Source organism: Streptomyces sp. NPDC046915, assembly GCF_040644935.1.
Taxonomy (GTDB): domain Bacteria; phylum Actinomycetota; class Actinomycetes; order Streptomycetales; family Streptomycetaceae; genus Streptomyces.
On the sequence record NZ_JBEYXB010000005.1, the window covers coordinates 225,154 to 241,627 of the forward strand.

Consider the following 16,474-nt stretch of genomic DNA (forward strand, 5'->3'; position numbering starts at 1 on the left):
ATAATGCAACACTGCTGGTATGGCCGACACCATCGCGCACCCGCAGCCGCACCCCCAGCCGTCACGGCACACCACGCACGACGTCACGAACCAGCCCCCTCCCCTGGCCCCCTACGACGCGTCCGAGGACGTGGCCCTGCTGGAGGGGCTGCGCCGGGAGGGCGCGGGCTGGGCCGAGGAGGACATCCGGCGGCTGGGCGCGCGGGCGGGCAGCGCGGAGGCGCAGGAGTGGGCCGAACTGGCCAACCGGCACGAGCCGGAGCTGCGTACGCACGACCGGTACGGCAACCGGATCGACGAGGTCGAGTTCCACCCCGCCTGGCACCATCTGATGCGGGTCGCGGTCGCCGAGGGGCTGGCGGGCGCGCCCTGGGCCGACGACCGGCCGGGCGCGCACGTCGCGCGCAGTGCGGGCGGGCTGGTGTGGGGGCACACGGAGGCCGGGCACGGCTGCCCCACGTCGATGACGTACGCGGCCGTCCCCGCGCTGCGTGCCCAGCCGGAGCTGGCGAAGGTCTACGAGCCACTGCTGACCGGCAGGGAGTACGACCCGGAGTTGCGCGTCCCCACCGACAAGCCCGGGCTGCTGGCCGGGATGGGCATGACCGAGAAGCAGGGCGGCTCCGACGTCCGGACGAACACGACCGCGGCCACGCCCACCGCCGAACCGGGCGTGTACACGCTGCGCGGGCACAAGTGGTTCACGTCGGCGCCGATGTGCGACGTGTTCCTGGTGCTGGCCCAGACATCCCCTCTCGGAGGAGAAGGCGGCCTGTCCTGCTTCCTCGTCCCCCGTGTGCTGCCCGACGGCACCCGCAACACCTTCCGCATCCAGCGGCTGAAGGACAAGCTGGGCAACCGGTCCAACGCCTCCTCCGAGCCGGAGTTCGACGGCACCGTGGCCTGGCTGGTCGGGGCGGAGGGGCGGGGCGTGAAGACGATCATCGAGATGGTCAACTGCACCCGGCTGGACTGCGTGATGATGTCGGCGGCGCTGATGCGCAAGTCGCTCGTCGAGGCCGGGCACCATGCGCGGCACCGCAGCGCGTTCGGCGCGCGGCTCGTCGACCAGCCGCTGATGCGCAACGTGCTGGCCGATCTCGCGCTGGAGTCGGAGGCCGCGACGACGCTGACGCTGCGGCTGGCGGGGGCGGCGGACCGTGCGGTGCGCGGTGACGCCGGGGAGCAGGCCTTCCGGCGGATCGCGACCGCCGTCGGCAAGTACTGGGTGACCAAGCGGGGGCCGGCCTTCACGGCGGAGGCCCTGGAGTGCCTCGGCGGCAACGGTTACGTGGAGGAGTCGGGGATGCCCCGCCACTACCGGGAGGCGCCCCTGCTGTCGATCTGGGAGGGCTCGGGGAACGTCAACGCGCTCGATGTGCTGCGGGCGCTGGGGCGGGAACCCGAGACGGCCGAGGCCCTGTTCGCCGAACTCGCCCTGGCCCGTGGTGCGGACGCGCGGCTGGACGCGGCCGTGGGCCGGCTGAAGGACCGCCTGCCCGAGGCCGGGCCGGCGGGTGCCCGACGCCTGGTGGAGGAGATGGCTCTGGTGCTACAGGCCTCCCTTCTCGTCCGGCACGCCCCGTCGGCGATCGCCGACGCCTTCTGCGCGACCCGGCTCGGCGGGGACTGGGGGTACGCGTTCGGCACGTTGCCGGGTTCGGCGGACATGGACGGGATCCTGGCGCGGGCGGTGCCCGCCGCGAACTGACCTCCGGTCGCCGTCCCCCGCGCCGCTCCGCCCCCCATACCGGCGGGAACCGGTTTCGTTGTCATGGCATGCACCTGTTGTCCGAGGGGAATTGATCCCTCCGGACCGTGGGCGCGGTTCGTGGCCGGTCCCAGCCGACGGATCGCACACAGTCGCCACGCGATTCCGCTTCGTTGTCAGTGCCGTGGTGCAGACTCGCGATCAGGTGGCAATCGCCTGGGGAGGACTACGTGTTCACGGGGATCGACGACGTCGACTGGGCCTCGCTGCGGCATGCGTACGGCAGCGCCGAGGACGTGCCGGGACTGCTGCGGGGGCTGGCCTCCGCGGACCGGGACGAGCGGGAGGGCGCCCTGGACGGGATGTACGGCTCGGTGCACCACCAGGGGAACGTGTACGACTCGACGCTGGCCTGCGTTCCGTTCCTGTTCGCCCTCGCGGGCCGCGCGGAGGTCGCGGACCGGGGCGGCATAGTCGAGCTGCTGGTGAGCATCGGTACGGAGGGCGAGGGCGACGCGGTCCGCTCGGGTGCCGAGGTGTTCGTCTCCCTGGCCGCGGACCCGGATCCCTGGGTGCGGCGCGCGGCACCGGCGGCGCTGGTGCGGTTCCTCGACGATCCGGCGCGTGTGCTGGGCCTGTTGCGGGATCGGATCATGGTCGAGCGGGACGACCGGGTCCTGTTGGCCCTCACCGAGGGCCTGGGCCTCTTCATACGGCGGCACCCGGCGCACGCAGCCGCGGCGCTGGACCTCCTGGCCGCGCAGAGCGCGCCGCCGTACGGACCCGGGCTGCGGCTCGCGGCCCTCGGCCAGCTCGCGCTCGGGGCCCCCGACCGGCTCCCGGCCGATCTGGTGCCGACGGCGGTCCGGCTGCTCCGGGACAGGTCGGAACAGCGGGCCGGCGGGCGGCCGGACGAGCCGGACCGAACCGGCACGGACACCCTGGTCGGCCGGATACGCCGGCTGCGCCCCTCGGACGAGGAGGGCGCGTACCTGCTGCGTACCCTGCACACCGCCCTGGACGACCGGGTCACGGACCGGATGGCCCTGCTCACCGGGCAGTTGACCAGCCCGGCCCCGGTGGACCGGCGCAACGCGGTGTGGATGGCGGCGGGGCTGCTGCGCGAGTGGCGCGCCGACTACGCGGAGCTCGTGGCGCTGCTCGGCCTCCAAGTCGGCGCGGAGCAGGATCCGTTACGGGACGCGGCGGTGTCGGTGCTGGCCGAGCTGTTCGACCTGGCGACCCCCGCCGTCGAGCACGTCCACGCCCTGGTGACCGTACGGCCCGACCTGTGGGTGCGCCGCTGGGAGCGCGGGGCGCCGACGCTGGGCGGCCCGCTCAAGGCCCTCGCCCGCAGCGGGGACGCCAGGGCGGTGCCCGTCCTCGCCCAGCTGCTGGCCGGCCCGCTTCCTCCGGACGACCTGGGGCACGCGGTCGCGCACCTCGGGTTCGCCGCGGCTCCGCTCGCCCCGGCGCTGCGGCGCCGCCTCGGGCAGATGTCCCTCGACTCGCCCGGTGCCGCCGACCGCGCCGTGCCGCTGCTGTCGGCGCTCACGGCCCTGTCCGACGTGGCGGCCCTGCCGGAGGTCCTACGCGTGTTGAGTGCCGCGCCGGGTGCCGCCGGGCCGCGCGACACCGCCGTCGGGCGCGCGATCCGCGCCCTGGACACCTTCGGCCCCGCCGCCCGGGAGGCGGCACCGGTGCTGTGGGCGCTCCTGGACACCGAGTACGCGGCGGCGGCCGCGGGGGCACTGTGGTCGACGGGCGAGGACGTGTCCGTCGTACTTCCCGTACTGCTGCGGGAGTTGACGCACGAACGGTCCGGGCGCCGCCGTCCGGCCGCCGGGGAGCTGGCCCGGCTGGGGCCCGTGGCCCGCCCCGCGCTCCCCGCCCTGCGCCGTATGACCGGGGCGAGCAAGGTGTCGGAACGGGTCTCGGCCGCGGCCGCGCTGTGGTGGATCGGCCAGGACCCGGAAGACGTCCTCCCGGTGTTCCGCGCGGCCTGGGCCGGGAATCCCCACACCCGCGGCACGATCGCCGCCTGCCTGGCCCGCATGGGACCGGCGGGCGACCCGCTGAGGGACCTCCTGCGGGCCGAGGTGACCGGTCCTCGGCGCCACACGGCGCGGCTGGGCGGGTACGGGAGCCATGACATACAGAAGGACGAGGAACTGCTCCGGGTGTGCCGGAAGGTACTTTCGGGAGGGTGAGGGGCCGCCCGGCCACGTCCCGGTGACGACGGCCCCGCGCTCCGCAGCCGGTCGCGTCAGCCGGTCATGCGCCCCCACTGCGGGCCCAGTCGGGCCCACTCGGCGTCCCAGACCGCCATGCGGCGGCGTTCCAGCCGGCCGCGCAGGGCAAGGCCGGAGACGAGGGGGACGGCGGCGGCGCTGACGCCGACGAGGGCGCCGATCAGGCCGGCGCGCAGATGGGCCTGGGAGACCGAAGCGGGACGGCTGACCAGGCGGCCCTGCGGGTCGGTCCACACGGTGACCGGGCTGCCCGCCTCGCTGCCGGGCTCGACGCGGGCCTGGCCGGTGTGCGTGGAGCCGTCCGGCACGGTCCAGCGGACCTCGGCCCACACCCGCTCGCCGGAGTTCTCCGTCCCCGGGGCCTTCTTGGTGACCTGGGCCACGGCCGGGCGCCACTCGACGCGCTCCCGGGCCAGCCCGTGCTCGACGGAGCCGGCCGCCGCGAGTCCCGACAGGACCCCGGTCAGTACGGTGAGCAGCCAGACGCCGAGCACCAGCCAGGCCTCCATCGTGTCGGCACGGCGTTTGAGCGGGTTGCGCCGCCAGCGCCACAGCCAGACCTTCGGACCACGGAACGCCTTCAAAGGCATCCTCCTCACGAGCGCACGGACAGACCGGCCGCCTTCCCGACCGCCTTCCCATACGGGGGATGTCCCCGTCCTGCTCAGGGCGAGCCCCCGACTCGACGGTCGCACGAGAGCGCCGGTTCGCGCAGGCGTCTGACGGGAAGACGCCCCATCGATCTCCGCGACAGGCCGACACAACCCGTCCGACCTGCGACAACGCCACTTCCATAGCTGACTGTCAGTGCCGGGGTGCAGACTGGCCGATGTCTGAAAACTCGCGTGACAAAGACGTCCCGGAGGTGATCGGCATGACCGAGGTACTGCTCGCCGTGGGCACCCGAAAGGGTCTGTTCATCGGGCGGCGGCGAGGTGGCGACTGGGAGTTCGACGAGAGTCCCTGTTTCAACGCCCAGGCGGTCTACTCGGTCGCCCTGGACACCCGCGGCGGCACCCCGCGGCTGCTGGCCGGAGGCGACAGCACGCACTGGGGTCCGTCGGTGTTCCACTCCGACGACCTGGGCCGCACCTGGACCGAACCGGCCCGGCCGGCCGTGAAGTTCCCCCAGGACACGGGCGCCTCCCTGGAGCGGGTCTGGCAGCTGCACCCGGCCGCCGCCGAGCCGGACGTGGTGTACGCGGGCACGGAACCGGCCGCGCTGTACCGCTCGGAGGACCGCGGGGAGAGCTTCGAGCTGGTGCGCCCGCTGTGGGAGCACCCCACCCGCTCGCGGTGGGTGCCGGGCGGCGGCGGTGAGGGCCTGCACACCGTGGTGACCGACCACCGCGACCCGCGGGCGGTGACCGTCGCGGTCTCGACGGCCGGGGTGTTCCGCACCACGGATGGCGGCGCGAGCTGGGCGCCGTCCAACTCCGGTGTGTCCGCGGTGTTCCTGCCGGACCCGAACCCGGAGTTCGGCCAGTGCGTGCACAAGATCGCGCAGGATTCGGCCAATCCGGACCGGCTCTACCTCCAGAACCACTGGGGGGTGTACCGCAGCGACGACACGGGCGCGCACTGGACGGACATCGGCGCGGACCTGCCGTCCACCTTCGGCTTCGCGGTGGCCGCCCACCCGCACCGGGGTGACACGGCCTACGTCTTCCCGATCAACGCCGACGCCGACCGGGTGCCCGCCGACCGTCGCTGCCGGGTCTTCCGCACCCAGGACGCGGGCAAGACCTGGGAGTCCCTGACCGCCGGGCTGCCCCAGGAGGACCACTACGGCACGGTGCTGCGCGACGCGCTCCGCACGGACGACGCGGACCCGGCGGGCGTCTACTTCGGCAATCGCAACGGCGAGGTGTACGCCTCGGGCGACGACGGCGACAGCTGGCAGCTGCTCGCCTCCCATCTGCCGGACGTGCTGTGCGTGCGGGCGGCGGTCGTGGGTTGAGGCGGCGCGAAAGGAAGTCACGACGGTTCGGTCATCCTCGGTCGGCCGGCGGCCAACGCTTGATCAAGGCACCGCGTGCGGCAGTAGGGTGACGCCCGTGGCACCACGACCCTTGCATGAAATCGTCGAACCGGGCTGGGCGAAGGCCCTGGAACCCGTGGCCGGACAGATCGCCGCGATGGGCGACTTCCTGCGCGCGGAGATCGCGGCGGGACGCACCTACCTCCCGGCCGGGCCGAACGTCCTGCGCGCCTTCCAGCAGCCCTTCGACGACGTCCGCGTCCTGATCGTCGGCCAGGACCCGTACCCCACCCCCGGACACGCGGTGGGGCTGTCGTTCTCGGTCGCGCCGGACGTACGGCCGCTGCCGCCCAGTCTGATCAACATCTTCCGCGAGCTGGGCGCCGACCTGGGGCTGCCCCAGCCGTCGACCGGCGACCTCACCCCGTGGACGCAGCAGGGCGTGCTGCTGCTCAACAGGGCGCTCACCACGGCCCCGCGCAGCCCCGCCGCGCACCGCGGCAAGGGCTGGGAGGAGGTCACCGAGCAGGCGATCCGCGCGCTGGCCGCGCGCGGCAAGCCGCTGGTGTCCGTCCTGTGGGGCCGCGACGCCCGCAACCTGCGTCCGCTGCTGGGCGATCTGCCGTCGGTGGAGTCGGCGCACCCGTCACCGATGTCGGCCGACCGCGGCTTCTTCGGCTCCCGTCCCTTCAGCCGGGCCAACGACCTGCTGATCCGGCAGGGGGGACAACCCGTGGACTGGCGCCTGCCATGACCGGCGCGGGGGCCGAACCCGGCTTCCTGGCCGTCGACTCGGGAGGCTCCGGCCTGCGGGTCGTCGTCGGGGTGGCCGGGCGCGGTCCGTCCGCGCAGGGGCAGTCACGGGCACCGGTGCGCACCGGTGCCCGGGGGATCGACCCCGCGCACCTGATGGGACAACTCCTGCCGATGGTCCGGGCGTTGATGGCGGAGACCGAGGTCGGCGAGCTGGACACGGCCGTGGTCGGTGCCGCCGGGTTCGCGTCCCTGGGCGGGGCGCTGCGTGCCGAGCTGCCGGGCGCCCTGGCCCGGGAACTCGGGGTGCGGGCCGTGGCACTCGCCGCCGACGCCGTCACCGCGTACGTGGGTGCGCTGGGTCCACGAACCGGGGCCGTGGTCGCCGCGGGCACGGGACTGATCGCGCTCGGCACCGATCTGACGAGCTGGCGGCGGGCGGACGGCTGGGGCCATCTGCTGGGCGACTGCGGCAGCGGCGCCTGGATCGGGCGGGCCGGGCTCGAGGCGGCGCTGCGTGCCCATGACGGACGCGACGGCGGCTCCGCCCCGCTGCTGACGTGCGCCGAGGAGCGGTTCGGGCCGGTTTCGGGGCTGCCCGGCACGCTCTACCCGCGCGCGGACCGCCCCGCCGTCCTCGCCTCCTTCGCGCCCCAGGTGGCCGCCTCGGCCGCGAGTGATCCCGTCGCGGCCGGCATCCTGCACGCCGCGGCCCGGCACATGGCCGAATCCGCCGCAGCGGTCTGCCCGCCCGGAGGGGAGCCCCACGTGGCTGTCACCGGGGGTCTGGTCAAGCTGGGCGCGCCGCTTCTCGTACCGCTGGCCGAGGAGTTGGCGCGGCGGCTGCCGCACGCCCGTCATGTCCCGGCCGAGGGGGATCCGCTGCACGGCGCGGTGCGGCTGGCGGCCGAGTTGGCGGCCGGGCGGCTCACTCTCCCGGGTGATGAGGCGATGTTGTACGTGGTGCCCACAAAACGGGATTGATCCCGTCGGTGAAGGAAGTGTCCAGGGAGTGTCCGAAACGTGAAGGGATCACTTCTCATGTGTCCGTAACTCATCAGACAAAACCGGACGGATACCGCTCACCTGCACCCTCCCCGAACAGAGAAGCCCAGGAAACCAGTAACATGCGGCGCCATGAGCTCCCCCACTGGGCCCGCGTCCGGCCTGCCAGTACGAATGCCGCGACCCCGCCAGCCCGGACGGCACCGCCGCCCCGAACCGCTGGTGGCTCCCGAGGGCGCGCCCGCGCTCGTCCTCGCGGTGCCCGGCACGCCCAGCGCCGCCACGCGCGGCCTCGCCGAGGAGGTCGTGAGCATCGCCCGCTCCGAGCTGCCCGGCCTGGATGCCCGGATCGGCTACCTGGACGGGGACGACGCGGAGTTCCCGACGCTGAAGTCCGTGCTCGCCTACACCGCCGAGGAGCGCACGGCCCGCTACGAGCAGGCGCGCGCCGCGGGCATCGACGTCAAGGAGCCCGACGGCCCGGTGGCCGTCGTCGTTCCGCTGCTGGCCGGCCCCGACAGCGCGCTGCTGCGCCGCGTCCGGCAGGCCCTCATGGACAGCCGGATCGCCGCCGAGCTGACCGACGTCCTCGGCCCGCACCCGCTGCTCGCCGAGGCGCTGCACGTGCGCCTGTCCGAGGCGGGCCTGGCCCGCGCCGACCGGGCCCGGCTGTTCACCGTGGCGACCGCGGCGGACGGCATCATCCTGGCCTCCGTCGGCGGCGACGAGGCCGTGCAGGCGGCCGGGATCACCGGCATGCTGCTCGCCGCGCGCCTCGCCGTGCCGGTGATGGCGGCGGCCCTGGACCAGGAGGGCTCGATCGCGTCCGTCGCCGACCAGCTGCGCAACTCGGGCTCGCAGCAGCTGGCGCTCGCGCCGTATCTGATCGGCCCCGAGATCGACGCCGGCCTGCTGGAGGCGGCCGCCACGGAGGCGGACTGCGCCATCGCGGAGCCGCTCGGCCCCTACCCCGCGATCGGCAAGCTGGCGCTGGCCAAGTACACGACGGCGCTCGGGATCGCCCCGCAGCAGGCGCAGGGCACGCCGGTCCGCTGAGGCGCCGGCGTCCGCCACGACAGACACCGGTACGGCCAGGGGCATGCTCCTCCCCCGAGGTGCGGGCCCTTGGCCTTGTCCGGGCGGAGCCGCGTCAGTCGAGGACCACGCAGGAGGCCGCGGGCACCTCGACCGAGCCCTCGTAGCGCGGCAGCCCGGTCGCCGGGTCGACCGCGAACCAGGTGACGTTCCCGGAGCGTTCGTTGGCCGCGTAGAGGACGCCCCGGGACTCGGCGAGCGCGCGCGGCCAGTGACCGCCGCACGGGACCGTGCCGATCAGCCGCAGGACCTCGCCGTCGACGGCGAACGCGGTCAGTACGTCCTCGCCTCGCGTGGCGATCCACACGTGGCGGCCGTCGGGCGAGACGACGATGCCGGAGGGGTAGGCGTCCCCGGCCGGGGCGCCCGGCAGGACGGGGATCTCGGCCAGCGGTTGCAGGGAGCCGCTGTCGCCCTCCCAGCGGCAGACGGTGACGGTCGGGGTGAGTTCGTTGACGACGTAGGCGTACCGGCCGTCCGGATGGAAGGCCAGGTGGCGGGGGCCGGAACCGGGGCGCAGCGCGAACTCGCGGTGCACCGCCGGGGTGCCCCGCCGAAGCGTGCACACCCGGACCGAGTCCGTACCGAGGTCGACGCTGACGGCCCAGCGGCCGCAGGGGGCGGACTGCACCTGGTGGACGTGCGGTCCCCGCTGGCGCTTGTGGTGCGGGCCGGAACCGGTGTGCTGGAGGTGTCCGGAGGGCGCGGCCTCAAGGGTGCCGTCGGCGCGCACGGGGACGACGGTGACACTGCCGGAACCGTAGTTGGCGGTCAGGACGTGGCCGTCGTGGACGCTGAGGTGCGTGGGCCCGCTGCCGCCGACCGGCACCGGGGAACCCGCGAGCTCGGGCCGCTCGCCGTGCACCCGGTAGGCGGCCACCGCTCCCTCGGCGGTCTCGCTGACCGCGTAGAGCGTGTCCCCGCCCGGTGCGAGGGCCAGGTACGACGGGTCGGGAACGCCGCCGACGCTGCCGAGCAGGCTCAGCGCACCGCTCTCCGGATGAACCGCCGCCATCACGATCCCGGGCCCGCCCGCCGCCGTGAACGACCCGATGAACGCCCTCCGCCGCCGCGTGCCGCCCTCTGCCACCGCTGCCCCTTTCTCGCCGCGCCCGCGCATGCCCGCTGGGCCCGACGGTAGCAGTCGATCCCCAGCGGTCTAGACCAAGAGGGGACCGTGGCGCGGCGCCCTCAGGCCCCGACCAGCCCCGCCCCCGGCGGGGTCCGCAAGGGCTCGGCCAGGTCGGACAGGGCGCGTTCCAGGCCGTGCAGGTGGGCCAGGGCGGGCTCGGCGGGCGGTTCGGCGGGTTGGGTGACGTGCCCGGTGCCGCCCTCGGTAAGCGCCTCGACGGCCGCCTCCACGCGCCAGCAGGCGGCGGCCAGCCGGGCGTCGTGGGAGGCCTCCGGGTCCGCGGCGACCACGACCAGGCCGCGGATCTCCCGGGCGCAGTCGTCGAGCAGGGCGAGCACCCGGCGGGCGCGCCGTTTGCGGCCGAGCATGGGGTTCAGGGGATGCACGAGCGGCGCGACGGAGAGCCGTACCCGGCCGAGCAGCCGCTCGAGTTCGGCCACGCGGAGCGCCGGGTCCGCCGTCCCGTCACCCGCGAGGCGGGCCGCGGCCTCCGCCGTGCAGGTGTGCACGCAGCGCAGGGCTCGCTGGATCCAGGCGTCGGTGGTCGTGTGGGTGGTGACGGGCAGCACGAGCAGGACGGCCAGCACGGCACCGACGGCGCCGACGCCGGTCTCCGTCAGGCGCAGGGCCAGCAGGCCGGGGCTGAGGACGCCCAGGAGGCCGTAGAGGAGTTCGGCGAGCAGCGTCACCCAGAGCATCATCCAGGTGTAGGACACGGCGGCGGTGTAGAAGATGCCGAAGACCGACGCGGCGACGAGGACGGCGGTGGGGAGCGGCGCCCCGTGCAGCGGGAGGACGACCAGCAGTCCCAGGGCGATGCCGATGAACGTGCCGAGGACCCGGCGGAAGCCGCGGACCAGCGTCTCGCCGCGTGAGGCGGTGTTCACGAAGATCCACCAGGTGGCGCCGACGGCCCAGTACCAGCGCTGCCCGGACACCAGCTGGCCGACGACGAGGGCGAAGGCGGAGCCGGCGGTCGCCTGGATCGCCTGCCGGGTGGTCACACGGGCCAGTCCGCCGCCGCCGGGTGCGGCGGGCACCGGGGCCGGGGGCAGCCGCCGCTCGTAGCACCACAGCCCGAAGCGCACCGCCGCCGCGGTGAGCACGGTCAGCAGGACCGCGGCGTACAGCTCGGGCAGTTGCCCCGGGGTCGCGTGCAGGAACTGGGCCACGAAGAACGTCATGAAGGCGAACACGCCGAGGCTGTGGCCCCGCGGCCCCCAACGGCGCGCGTACACGCCCGCCCCGACCACCGCGAGGAAGGCCAGGTCCCGCGCCACCGGGTGGTCGTGCAGTCCGGCCGCCGCGGCGAGCACCGGCAGGCCCACGGCGGGCAGCAGCGCCGTCGTGACCGCCTGTCCCCGCACGGTGGCGTCGGTGACGGTGAACAGGGTGAGCAGCGCGGCGAGCCCGCCGGTCACGGCGCCCACGAGGGAGTGTCCGGCGAGACCGCAGACCATGACCGCCAGTCCGATGCCGAGCACGGCCCGCGCGGCGAACCTGAGCCGCAGCCGCCCCGGGTCCGGAGCCATGAACACCCTCTTCAGCACTGCTTCCCACCCCTTGACGTACCGGCACACAAAAGGCGCCGCGGAGACCCGCAGCGCCATCGACACGCCCATGAGAGCATCAACGAGGTCACTGGCTCAAGTGTTGGCTGCGTCACTGAGCCATTGGCCCAACACAGATCCCCTTCCCGTGCTCGCCGCGAGGCCATCGGCGCAGGTCGCGCGGTATACGCCGACCGGGCATCGCTGAGCCATTGGTACAGTCGTACATCATGACCGTGGACGAGCTCGACACCCGCATCCTGCGGCTGCTGCTGGAGCAGCCGCGCACCAGTGTGCGCGAGTACGCCCGCATCCTCGGGGTCGCCCGCGGCACGCTCCAGGCCCGCCTGGACCGTCTGGAACGGGACGGCGTGATCACCGGGACGGGCCCCTCGCTCTCCCCCGCCGCGCTCGGCCACCCGGTGCTGGCGTTCGTGCACATCGAGGTCACCCAGGGCCACCTGGACGACGTCGGGGACGCGCTGGCCTCCGTACCGGAGATCGTGGAGGCGTTCTCGATCACGGGTGGCGGGGATCTGCTGACCCGGGTCGTGGCGCGGGACAACGAGCACCTGGAGGACGTGATCCAGAAGCTGATCAGCCTGCCCGGTGTGGTGCGCACCCGCACGGAGGTGGCCCTGCGCGAGCGCGTCGCGCACCGGCTGCTGCCGCTGGTGGAGTCGGTGGGCAGGGCCACCCGCGCATAGCTCGGTCTCCGGGACTTCACCTGGGCGGGCTGCGACCACCTGACCGGCCCCGCTCCCCGTGCGGTGGACGGCCGGGCATGCCAGCGTGGCGCCATGACCACAGTCCAGGCACGGTCGTCCGAGCCGAGCGTCGATGACCGGCGCTGGCTGGCGCTCGGGGTGTGCCTCACCGCCGGGTTCATGACCCTCCTGGACACGTCGATCGTGAACGTGGCCCTGCCGTCGATGCAGCAGGGGCTGGGGGCCGATCAGGCCGACCTGTCGTGGGTGGCCTCCGGGTACGCCCTGACGTACGGCCTGATGCTGGTGCCGGCGGGCCGGCTGGGGGATCTGCGGGGCCGCAGGGAGACCTTCCTCATCGGGGTGGCCCTGTTCACGCTGGCCTCGGCGGCGTGCGGGCTGTCCTCGGCCGCCGGCTGGCTGGTGATGTTCCGGCTGCTCCAGGGCATGGCCGGGGGCATGATCGCGCCGCAGAGCTCGGGGCTGATCCAGCAGATGTTCCAGGGCGCCGAGCGGGCCCGGGCGTTCGCCATGTTCGGCAGCGTCGTCGCCGTCTCCACCGCGGTCGGTCCGCTGACGGGCGGCCTGCTGATCCAGGCGTCCGGCGGCGACGACGCCTGGCGCTGGGTGTTCTACGTCAATCTGCCGATCGGCGTGGCGGTGTTCGCCGCGGCGCTGCGGTTACTGCCCCGGACCCCGCCGCGGGTGGGCCCGCAGGAGGGATTCGACGTGCGCGGCGTGCTGCTGCTGGGTTCCGGTGCGCTCACGCTGATGCTGCCCCTGGTGCAGGAACAGCAGTGGCCCGGACGGCGCAAGTGGGCGCTCGTTCCCGTGGCCGTGCTGCTTCTGGTGGCGTTCTGGATGTGGGAGCGGCGGCAGGGACGGCTCGGACGGGCGCCGCTGGTGGATCTGCGGCTGTTCGCCCGGCCGTCGTTCTCCCTGGGTGCGCTGCTGAGCCTCGTGTACTTCGCGGGCTTCACCTCGGTCTTCTTCGTCTACACGCTGTTCCTCCAGAACAGCCTCGGTTACAGCGCGCTCGCCGCCGGGGCGGCCGCGACGCCGTTCGCGGTCGGCTCGGCGGTCGCCGCCCTCGCCGGAGGGCGGCTGGTCGTCCGTTACGGCCGCATACTGGTGGTCCACGGGCTGTGCGCCGTGGCGCTGGGGCTGCTCGGGGCCGTCGCGGCCGTGGAGTTCCTCCCGGAGCGGGACGTGGCCCTGGCCGCCGCGCTGCCGCTGCTCGTCGCCGGGATCGGTTCGGGGCTGACCGTCTCCCCCAACACCACGCTCACTCTCGGCCGCGTCCCGGTCCGCCGCGCCGGTGCCGCCGGGGGCGTGCTGCAGACCGGGCAGCGGATCGGGTCCGCGGCGGGCATCGCGGCCGTGGGTTCCGTGTACTTCGCCCACCTCGCGGGCCACGGGCAGGTCGCCGGGGCGCTGGAGCTGGGTCTGGCCACCGCTCTCGGGTTCGTGCTGATCGCGCTGGTGCTGGCCATGGCGGACCTGTGGGAGGGCGAGCGTTCCGCGGGCCGGTGAGCCGGTCGCGCGGGCAGGCTGCTGTGGGGCTCGCCGGTCACGACCGCCGTCGTGGCTTTCCCCGTTTCGGGGTCTTCGCGCCGCCGGAACGGCTCTTCGGGTTGCGGCCGGCCGCCTTGCCGGCTGTGGGCTTCTGCCTGGCGGCGGCCGGGTCCGGACGCTTGCGCTTGGGCGGGGTCTCGGGCTGGGCGGTGCGGCCGCGCGTGCTGTTCACGGTGCGGCCGCGGACGATGCCGATGAAGTCCTCGACGAGGTCGGTGGTGGCCTCCTCCGGCCAGGACAGGGCGACGCTCGACTGCGGGGCGTCCACGACCGGCCGGTAGGTGAGGTCGCGGCGGTGGTGCAGACGGGCCAGCGACTGGGGGACGACGAGGAGGCCGACGCCGGCGGCGACGAGTTCGACGGCGTCCTCGGTCGTCGCGGGGCGCTCGAAGGCGGGCTCCCCGGGCGGGCTGTCCCAGTCGAAGACGTCGTCGAGGGGGTGGAAGAGGACCTCGTCGGCGAGGTCGGCCAGGGACACCTCTTCGGCCGCCGTGATCAGGTGGTCCTTGGGGACCACGACCACCGTGGTCTCGGTGTAGAGGGGGATCGCGCTGAAGACCGTACGGTCCACCGGCAGCCGTACGAATCCCGCGTCCGCCGCGCCCGTCCGCAGCGCGTCGGACGCCTCGGTGGCCGTCACCTGGAGGAGGTCGAGCGGGACGTCGGGCAGGCGCTCGTTCCAGATCCGCACCCACTTGGCGGGAGTCACTCCGGGGACGTACGCGAGCCGGAACGACGGTGATTCCTGCGAGTCTGTCACGTCCGCCAGGTTACCGGCCGTGTTCGGACGTCCCCCACCCGGCCGATACCCTTGACCTCATGAAGTCGCAGCAGACCACCCAGACGATGAAGCCCGCCACGGCGGCGAAGAAGCTGGGTGTGCACCTCCCCGCCACCCCCGCCGAGTTCCAGGAGGGTGTGGTCACGCGCGCCGAGCTGAACCAGCTCCAGACCGATCCGCCCGAGTGGCTGCGGGAGCTGCGCCGCACCGGCCCGCACCCCCGCCCGGTGGTCGCGGCGAAGCTGGGCGTGTCCATCGCGGGTCTCGCGCGCGGCGGGGTCACCGAGGCGCTCACCACCGAGCAGATCGAGGCGCTGAAGCAGGCCGGCCCCGAGTGGCTGGAGAAGGAGCGCGCCACCCAGGCGGAGGTCCGCAAGGAGACGGCGCGGATCAAGAAGAAGAACGCCGAAGGCACCGAGCGCCCGCGCCCCTGAGACCGAGCGCTCCGGCTCTCCCTTCACCGACGCCCCCATCGCCGATCACCCGGCGGTGGGGGCGTCGTGTTGTCCGTGTGACACCCGTGAAGCCTCGCGGCCATGTCTTGACATACGGATGAAGTGGTCCATAGCTTGGCCGCTCATTTAGATGTGTGAAGTGCATTCATATACACAAACGGAGGTGCTGCGGGCATGACCACGGAGACGACCCGTATCCGCGAACTGATCGTCACCCCGATCGCCTTCCGCGACCCGCCGCTGCTCAACTCCGGCGGGGTGCACGAACCCCTGGCGCTGCGCATCGTCCTCCAACTGGTGCTGGAGGACGGCACCGTGGGCCTCGGCGAGTCACCGGGCGGCGAGGCCCGCCTGGAGCGGCTCCGGGCCGCCGCGAAGACCGTCGTCGGCATGGACGTCTTCGACACGACCGCGGTGGCCGCCGCGATCGACACCGCCCTGCTGCCCGCCGTGCCCAGCTCCCACGAACGCGGCTGGACCACCTCGGCCGTCGAGGTGGCCTGCCTCGACGCGCAGGGCAGGCTCCTCGGACGCCCGGTCGGCGACCTGCTCGGCGGCACGGTCCGCGGCTCCGTGCCCTTCGCCGCGTACCTCTTCTACAAGTACGACGCTCATCCCGCGCTCGACGGCCGCGCGGCCGTCCGGGACGACTGGGGCGAGGCCCTCGACCCCGCCGGGATCGTCGAGCAGGCACGGCTCATGCAACAGCGGTACGGGTTCCGCTCGTTCAAGCTGAAGGGCGGTGTCTTCCCGCCCGACGAGGAGATCGCCGCGATCAGGGCACTGGCGGAGGCCTTCCCCGGACAGCCGCTGCGCCTCGACCCCAACACGGCCTGGACGGTGGAGACATCGAGGTACGTGGCCCGCGAACTAGACGGCGTCCTCGAGTACCTGGAGGACCCGACCGGCGGCATCCCGGGCATGGCCGAGGTCGCCCGCGAGTCGCCGCTGCCGCTCGCCACCAACATGTGCGTGATCGCCTGGGAACACCTCAGGCCCGCGGTCGAACAGGACGCGGTCCAGGTCCTGCTCACCGACCACCACTACTGGGGCGGACTGCGCCGCACCCGCGAACTGGCCGCCGTCTGCGAGGCGTTCGGCATCGCCCTGTCCATGCACTCCAACTCGCACCTGGGCATCAGCCTCGCCGCCATGACCCACGTCGCCGCGGCGATCCCCAACCTGGACCACTCCTGCGACACCCACTACCCGTGGAACTCGGCCGACGACGTGATCCTCCCCGGCGCCCTGGAACTGCGCGACGGCGAGGTCAGGGTCCCCGCCGGCCCGGGCCTCGGGGTGGAGCTCGACCACGACGCCCTGGACCGGCTGCACCGGCTGTACGTGGACTCCGGCGTACGCGACCGCGACGACACCGGGTACATGCGCAGGCTCCACCCGGATTACGAGCCACGGCTGCCCCGCTGGTGACCACCCCGCCCGGACGGCGTTGTCAGTGCCCTGTCCTAGAGTTCCC

General features: G+C 73.8%; 14 protein-coding genes. 10 read left to right on the plus strand and 4 right to left on the minus strand.

All coding sequences use genetic code 11. The annotated features are described in order from the left end of the window. The first annotated feature begins 19 nt into the window (after positions 1–19). Positions 20–1,711, plus strand: coding sequence for an acyl-CoA dehydrogenase family protein (locus ABZ915_RS15070; RefSeq protein ID WP_361801616.1), 1,692 nt, complete (start codon positions 20–22; stop codon positions 1,709–1,711). Between the two features lie 230 nt (positions 1,712–1,941). Further along, the gene (locus tag ABZ915_RS15075) at positions 1,942–3,921 is read left to right on the plus strand and encodes a HEAT repeat domain-containing protein (protein WP_361801619.1); all 1,980 of its coding nucleotides are present in this window, start codon (positions 1,942–1,944) and stop codon (positions 3,919–3,921) included. 56 nt (positions 3,922–3,977) lie between these two features. On the opposite strand, the gene ABZ915_RS15080 is transcribed toward ABZ915_RS15075, so the two are convergent. Beyond that, entirely contained in the window at positions 3,978–4,553 is a 576-nt protein-coding gene (locus ABZ915_RS15080; RefSeq protein WP_361801622.1) for a hypothetical protein, read from the minus strand. A gap of 284 nt (positions 4,554–4,837) precedes the next feature. Between ABZ915_RS15080 and ABZ915_RS15085 the strand changes: the two genes are divergently transcribed. The 4 genes from ABZ915_RS15085 to ABZ915_RS15100 all read left to right on the plus strand — a co-directional run bounded on the left by ABZ915_RS15085 (position 4,838) and on the right by ABZ915_RS15100 (position 8,758). Continuing rightward, positions 4,838–5,923 carry an exo-alpha-sialidase gene (locus ABZ915_RS15085; protein ID WP_361801625.1) on the plus strand — a complete coding sequence of 362 codons (1,086 nt, stop codon included), beginning with the start codon at positions 4,838–4,840 and terminating at the stop codon, positions 5,921–5,923. A gap of 97 nt (positions 5,924–6,020) precedes the next feature. Continuing rightward, complete coding sequence (locus ABZ915_RS15090; RefSeq protein WP_361801628.1) at positions 6,021–6,698, plus strand: uracil-DNA glycosylase; 678 nt, start codon at positions 6,021–6,023, stop codon at positions 6,696–6,698. Continuing rightward, a complete protein-coding gene (locus tag ABZ915_RS15095; protein ID WP_361801631.1) occupies positions 6,695–7,681 on the plus strand; it encodes a BadF/BadG/BcrA/BcrD ATPase family protein in 987 nt (328 codons plus the stop codon). Before ABZ915_RS15090 ends, ABZ915_RS15095 begins: the two co-directional genes overlap by 4 nt. A gap of 153 nt (positions 7,682–7,834) precedes the next feature. After that, a complete protein-coding gene (locus tag ABZ915_RS15100; RefSeq protein WP_361801634.1) occupies positions 7,835–8,758 on the plus strand; it encodes a hypothetical protein in 924 nt (307 codons plus the stop codon). A 94-nt stretch (positions 8,759–8,852) separates the two neighbouring features. On the opposite strand, the gene ABZ915_RS15105 is transcribed toward ABZ915_RS15100, so the two are convergent. Next, on the minus strand, positions 8,853–9,887 hold the full coding sequence (locus ABZ915_RS15105; RefSeq protein ID WP_361801637.1) for a lactonase family protein: 1,035 nt from the start codon (positions 9,885–9,887) through the stop codon (positions 8,853–8,855). Between the two features lie 101 nt (positions 9,888–9,988). Continuing rightward, complete coding sequence (locus tag ABZ915_RS15110) at positions 9,989–11,479, minus strand: FUSC family protein (protein WP_361801639.1); 1,491 nt, start codon at positions 11,477–11,479, stop codon at positions 9,989–9,991. A gap of 230 nt (positions 11,480–11,709) precedes the next feature. Between ABZ915_RS15110 and ABZ915_RS15115 the strand changes: the two genes are divergently transcribed. Together ABZ915_RS15115 and ABZ915_RS15120 are read left to right on the plus strand one after the other, a co-directional pair. Next, positions 11,710–12,186 (plus strand): Lrp/AsnC family transcriptional regulator, encoded by a 477-nt coding sequence (locus ABZ915_RS15115; RefSeq protein ID WP_361801642.1) that lies wholly within the window; start codon positions 11,710–11,712, stop codon positions 12,184–12,186. Positions 12,187–12,279: 93 nt separating this feature from the next. Continuing rightward, positions 12,280–13,719 (plus strand): MFS transporter, encoded by a 1,440-nt coding sequence (locus tag ABZ915_RS15120; RefSeq protein ID WP_361801645.1) that lies wholly within the window; start codon positions 12,280–12,282, stop codon positions 13,717–13,719. Between the two features lie 37 nt (positions 13,720–13,756). Here the strand turns inward: ABZ915_RS15120 and ABZ915_RS15125 are convergent, their stop codons facing one another. Then, the gene (locus ABZ915_RS15125; protein WP_361801648.1) at positions 13,757–14,521 is read right to left on the minus strand and encodes a LysR family substrate-binding domain-containing protein; all 765 of its coding nucleotides are present in this window, start codon (positions 14,519–14,521) and stop codon (positions 13,757–13,759) included. A gap of 59 nt (positions 14,522–14,580) precedes the next feature. Between ABZ915_RS15125 and ABZ915_RS15130 the strand changes: the two genes are divergently transcribed. Both ABZ915_RS15130 and ABZ915_RS15135 read left to right on the plus strand, forming a co-directional pair. Further along, positions 14,581–14,976, plus strand: a complete 396-nt coding sequence (locus ABZ915_RS15130) for a DUF5997 family protein (RefSeq protein WP_361801651.1) — start codon at positions 14,581–14,583, stop codon at positions 14,974–14,976. A 195-nt stretch (positions 14,977–15,171) separates the two neighbouring features. Beyond that, entirely contained in the window at positions 15,172–16,428 is a 1,257-nt protein-coding gene (locus tag ABZ915_RS15135; RefSeq protein ID WP_361801654.1) for a glucarate dehydratase family protein, read from the plus strand. Positions 16,429–16,474 lie beyond the last annotated feature (46 nt).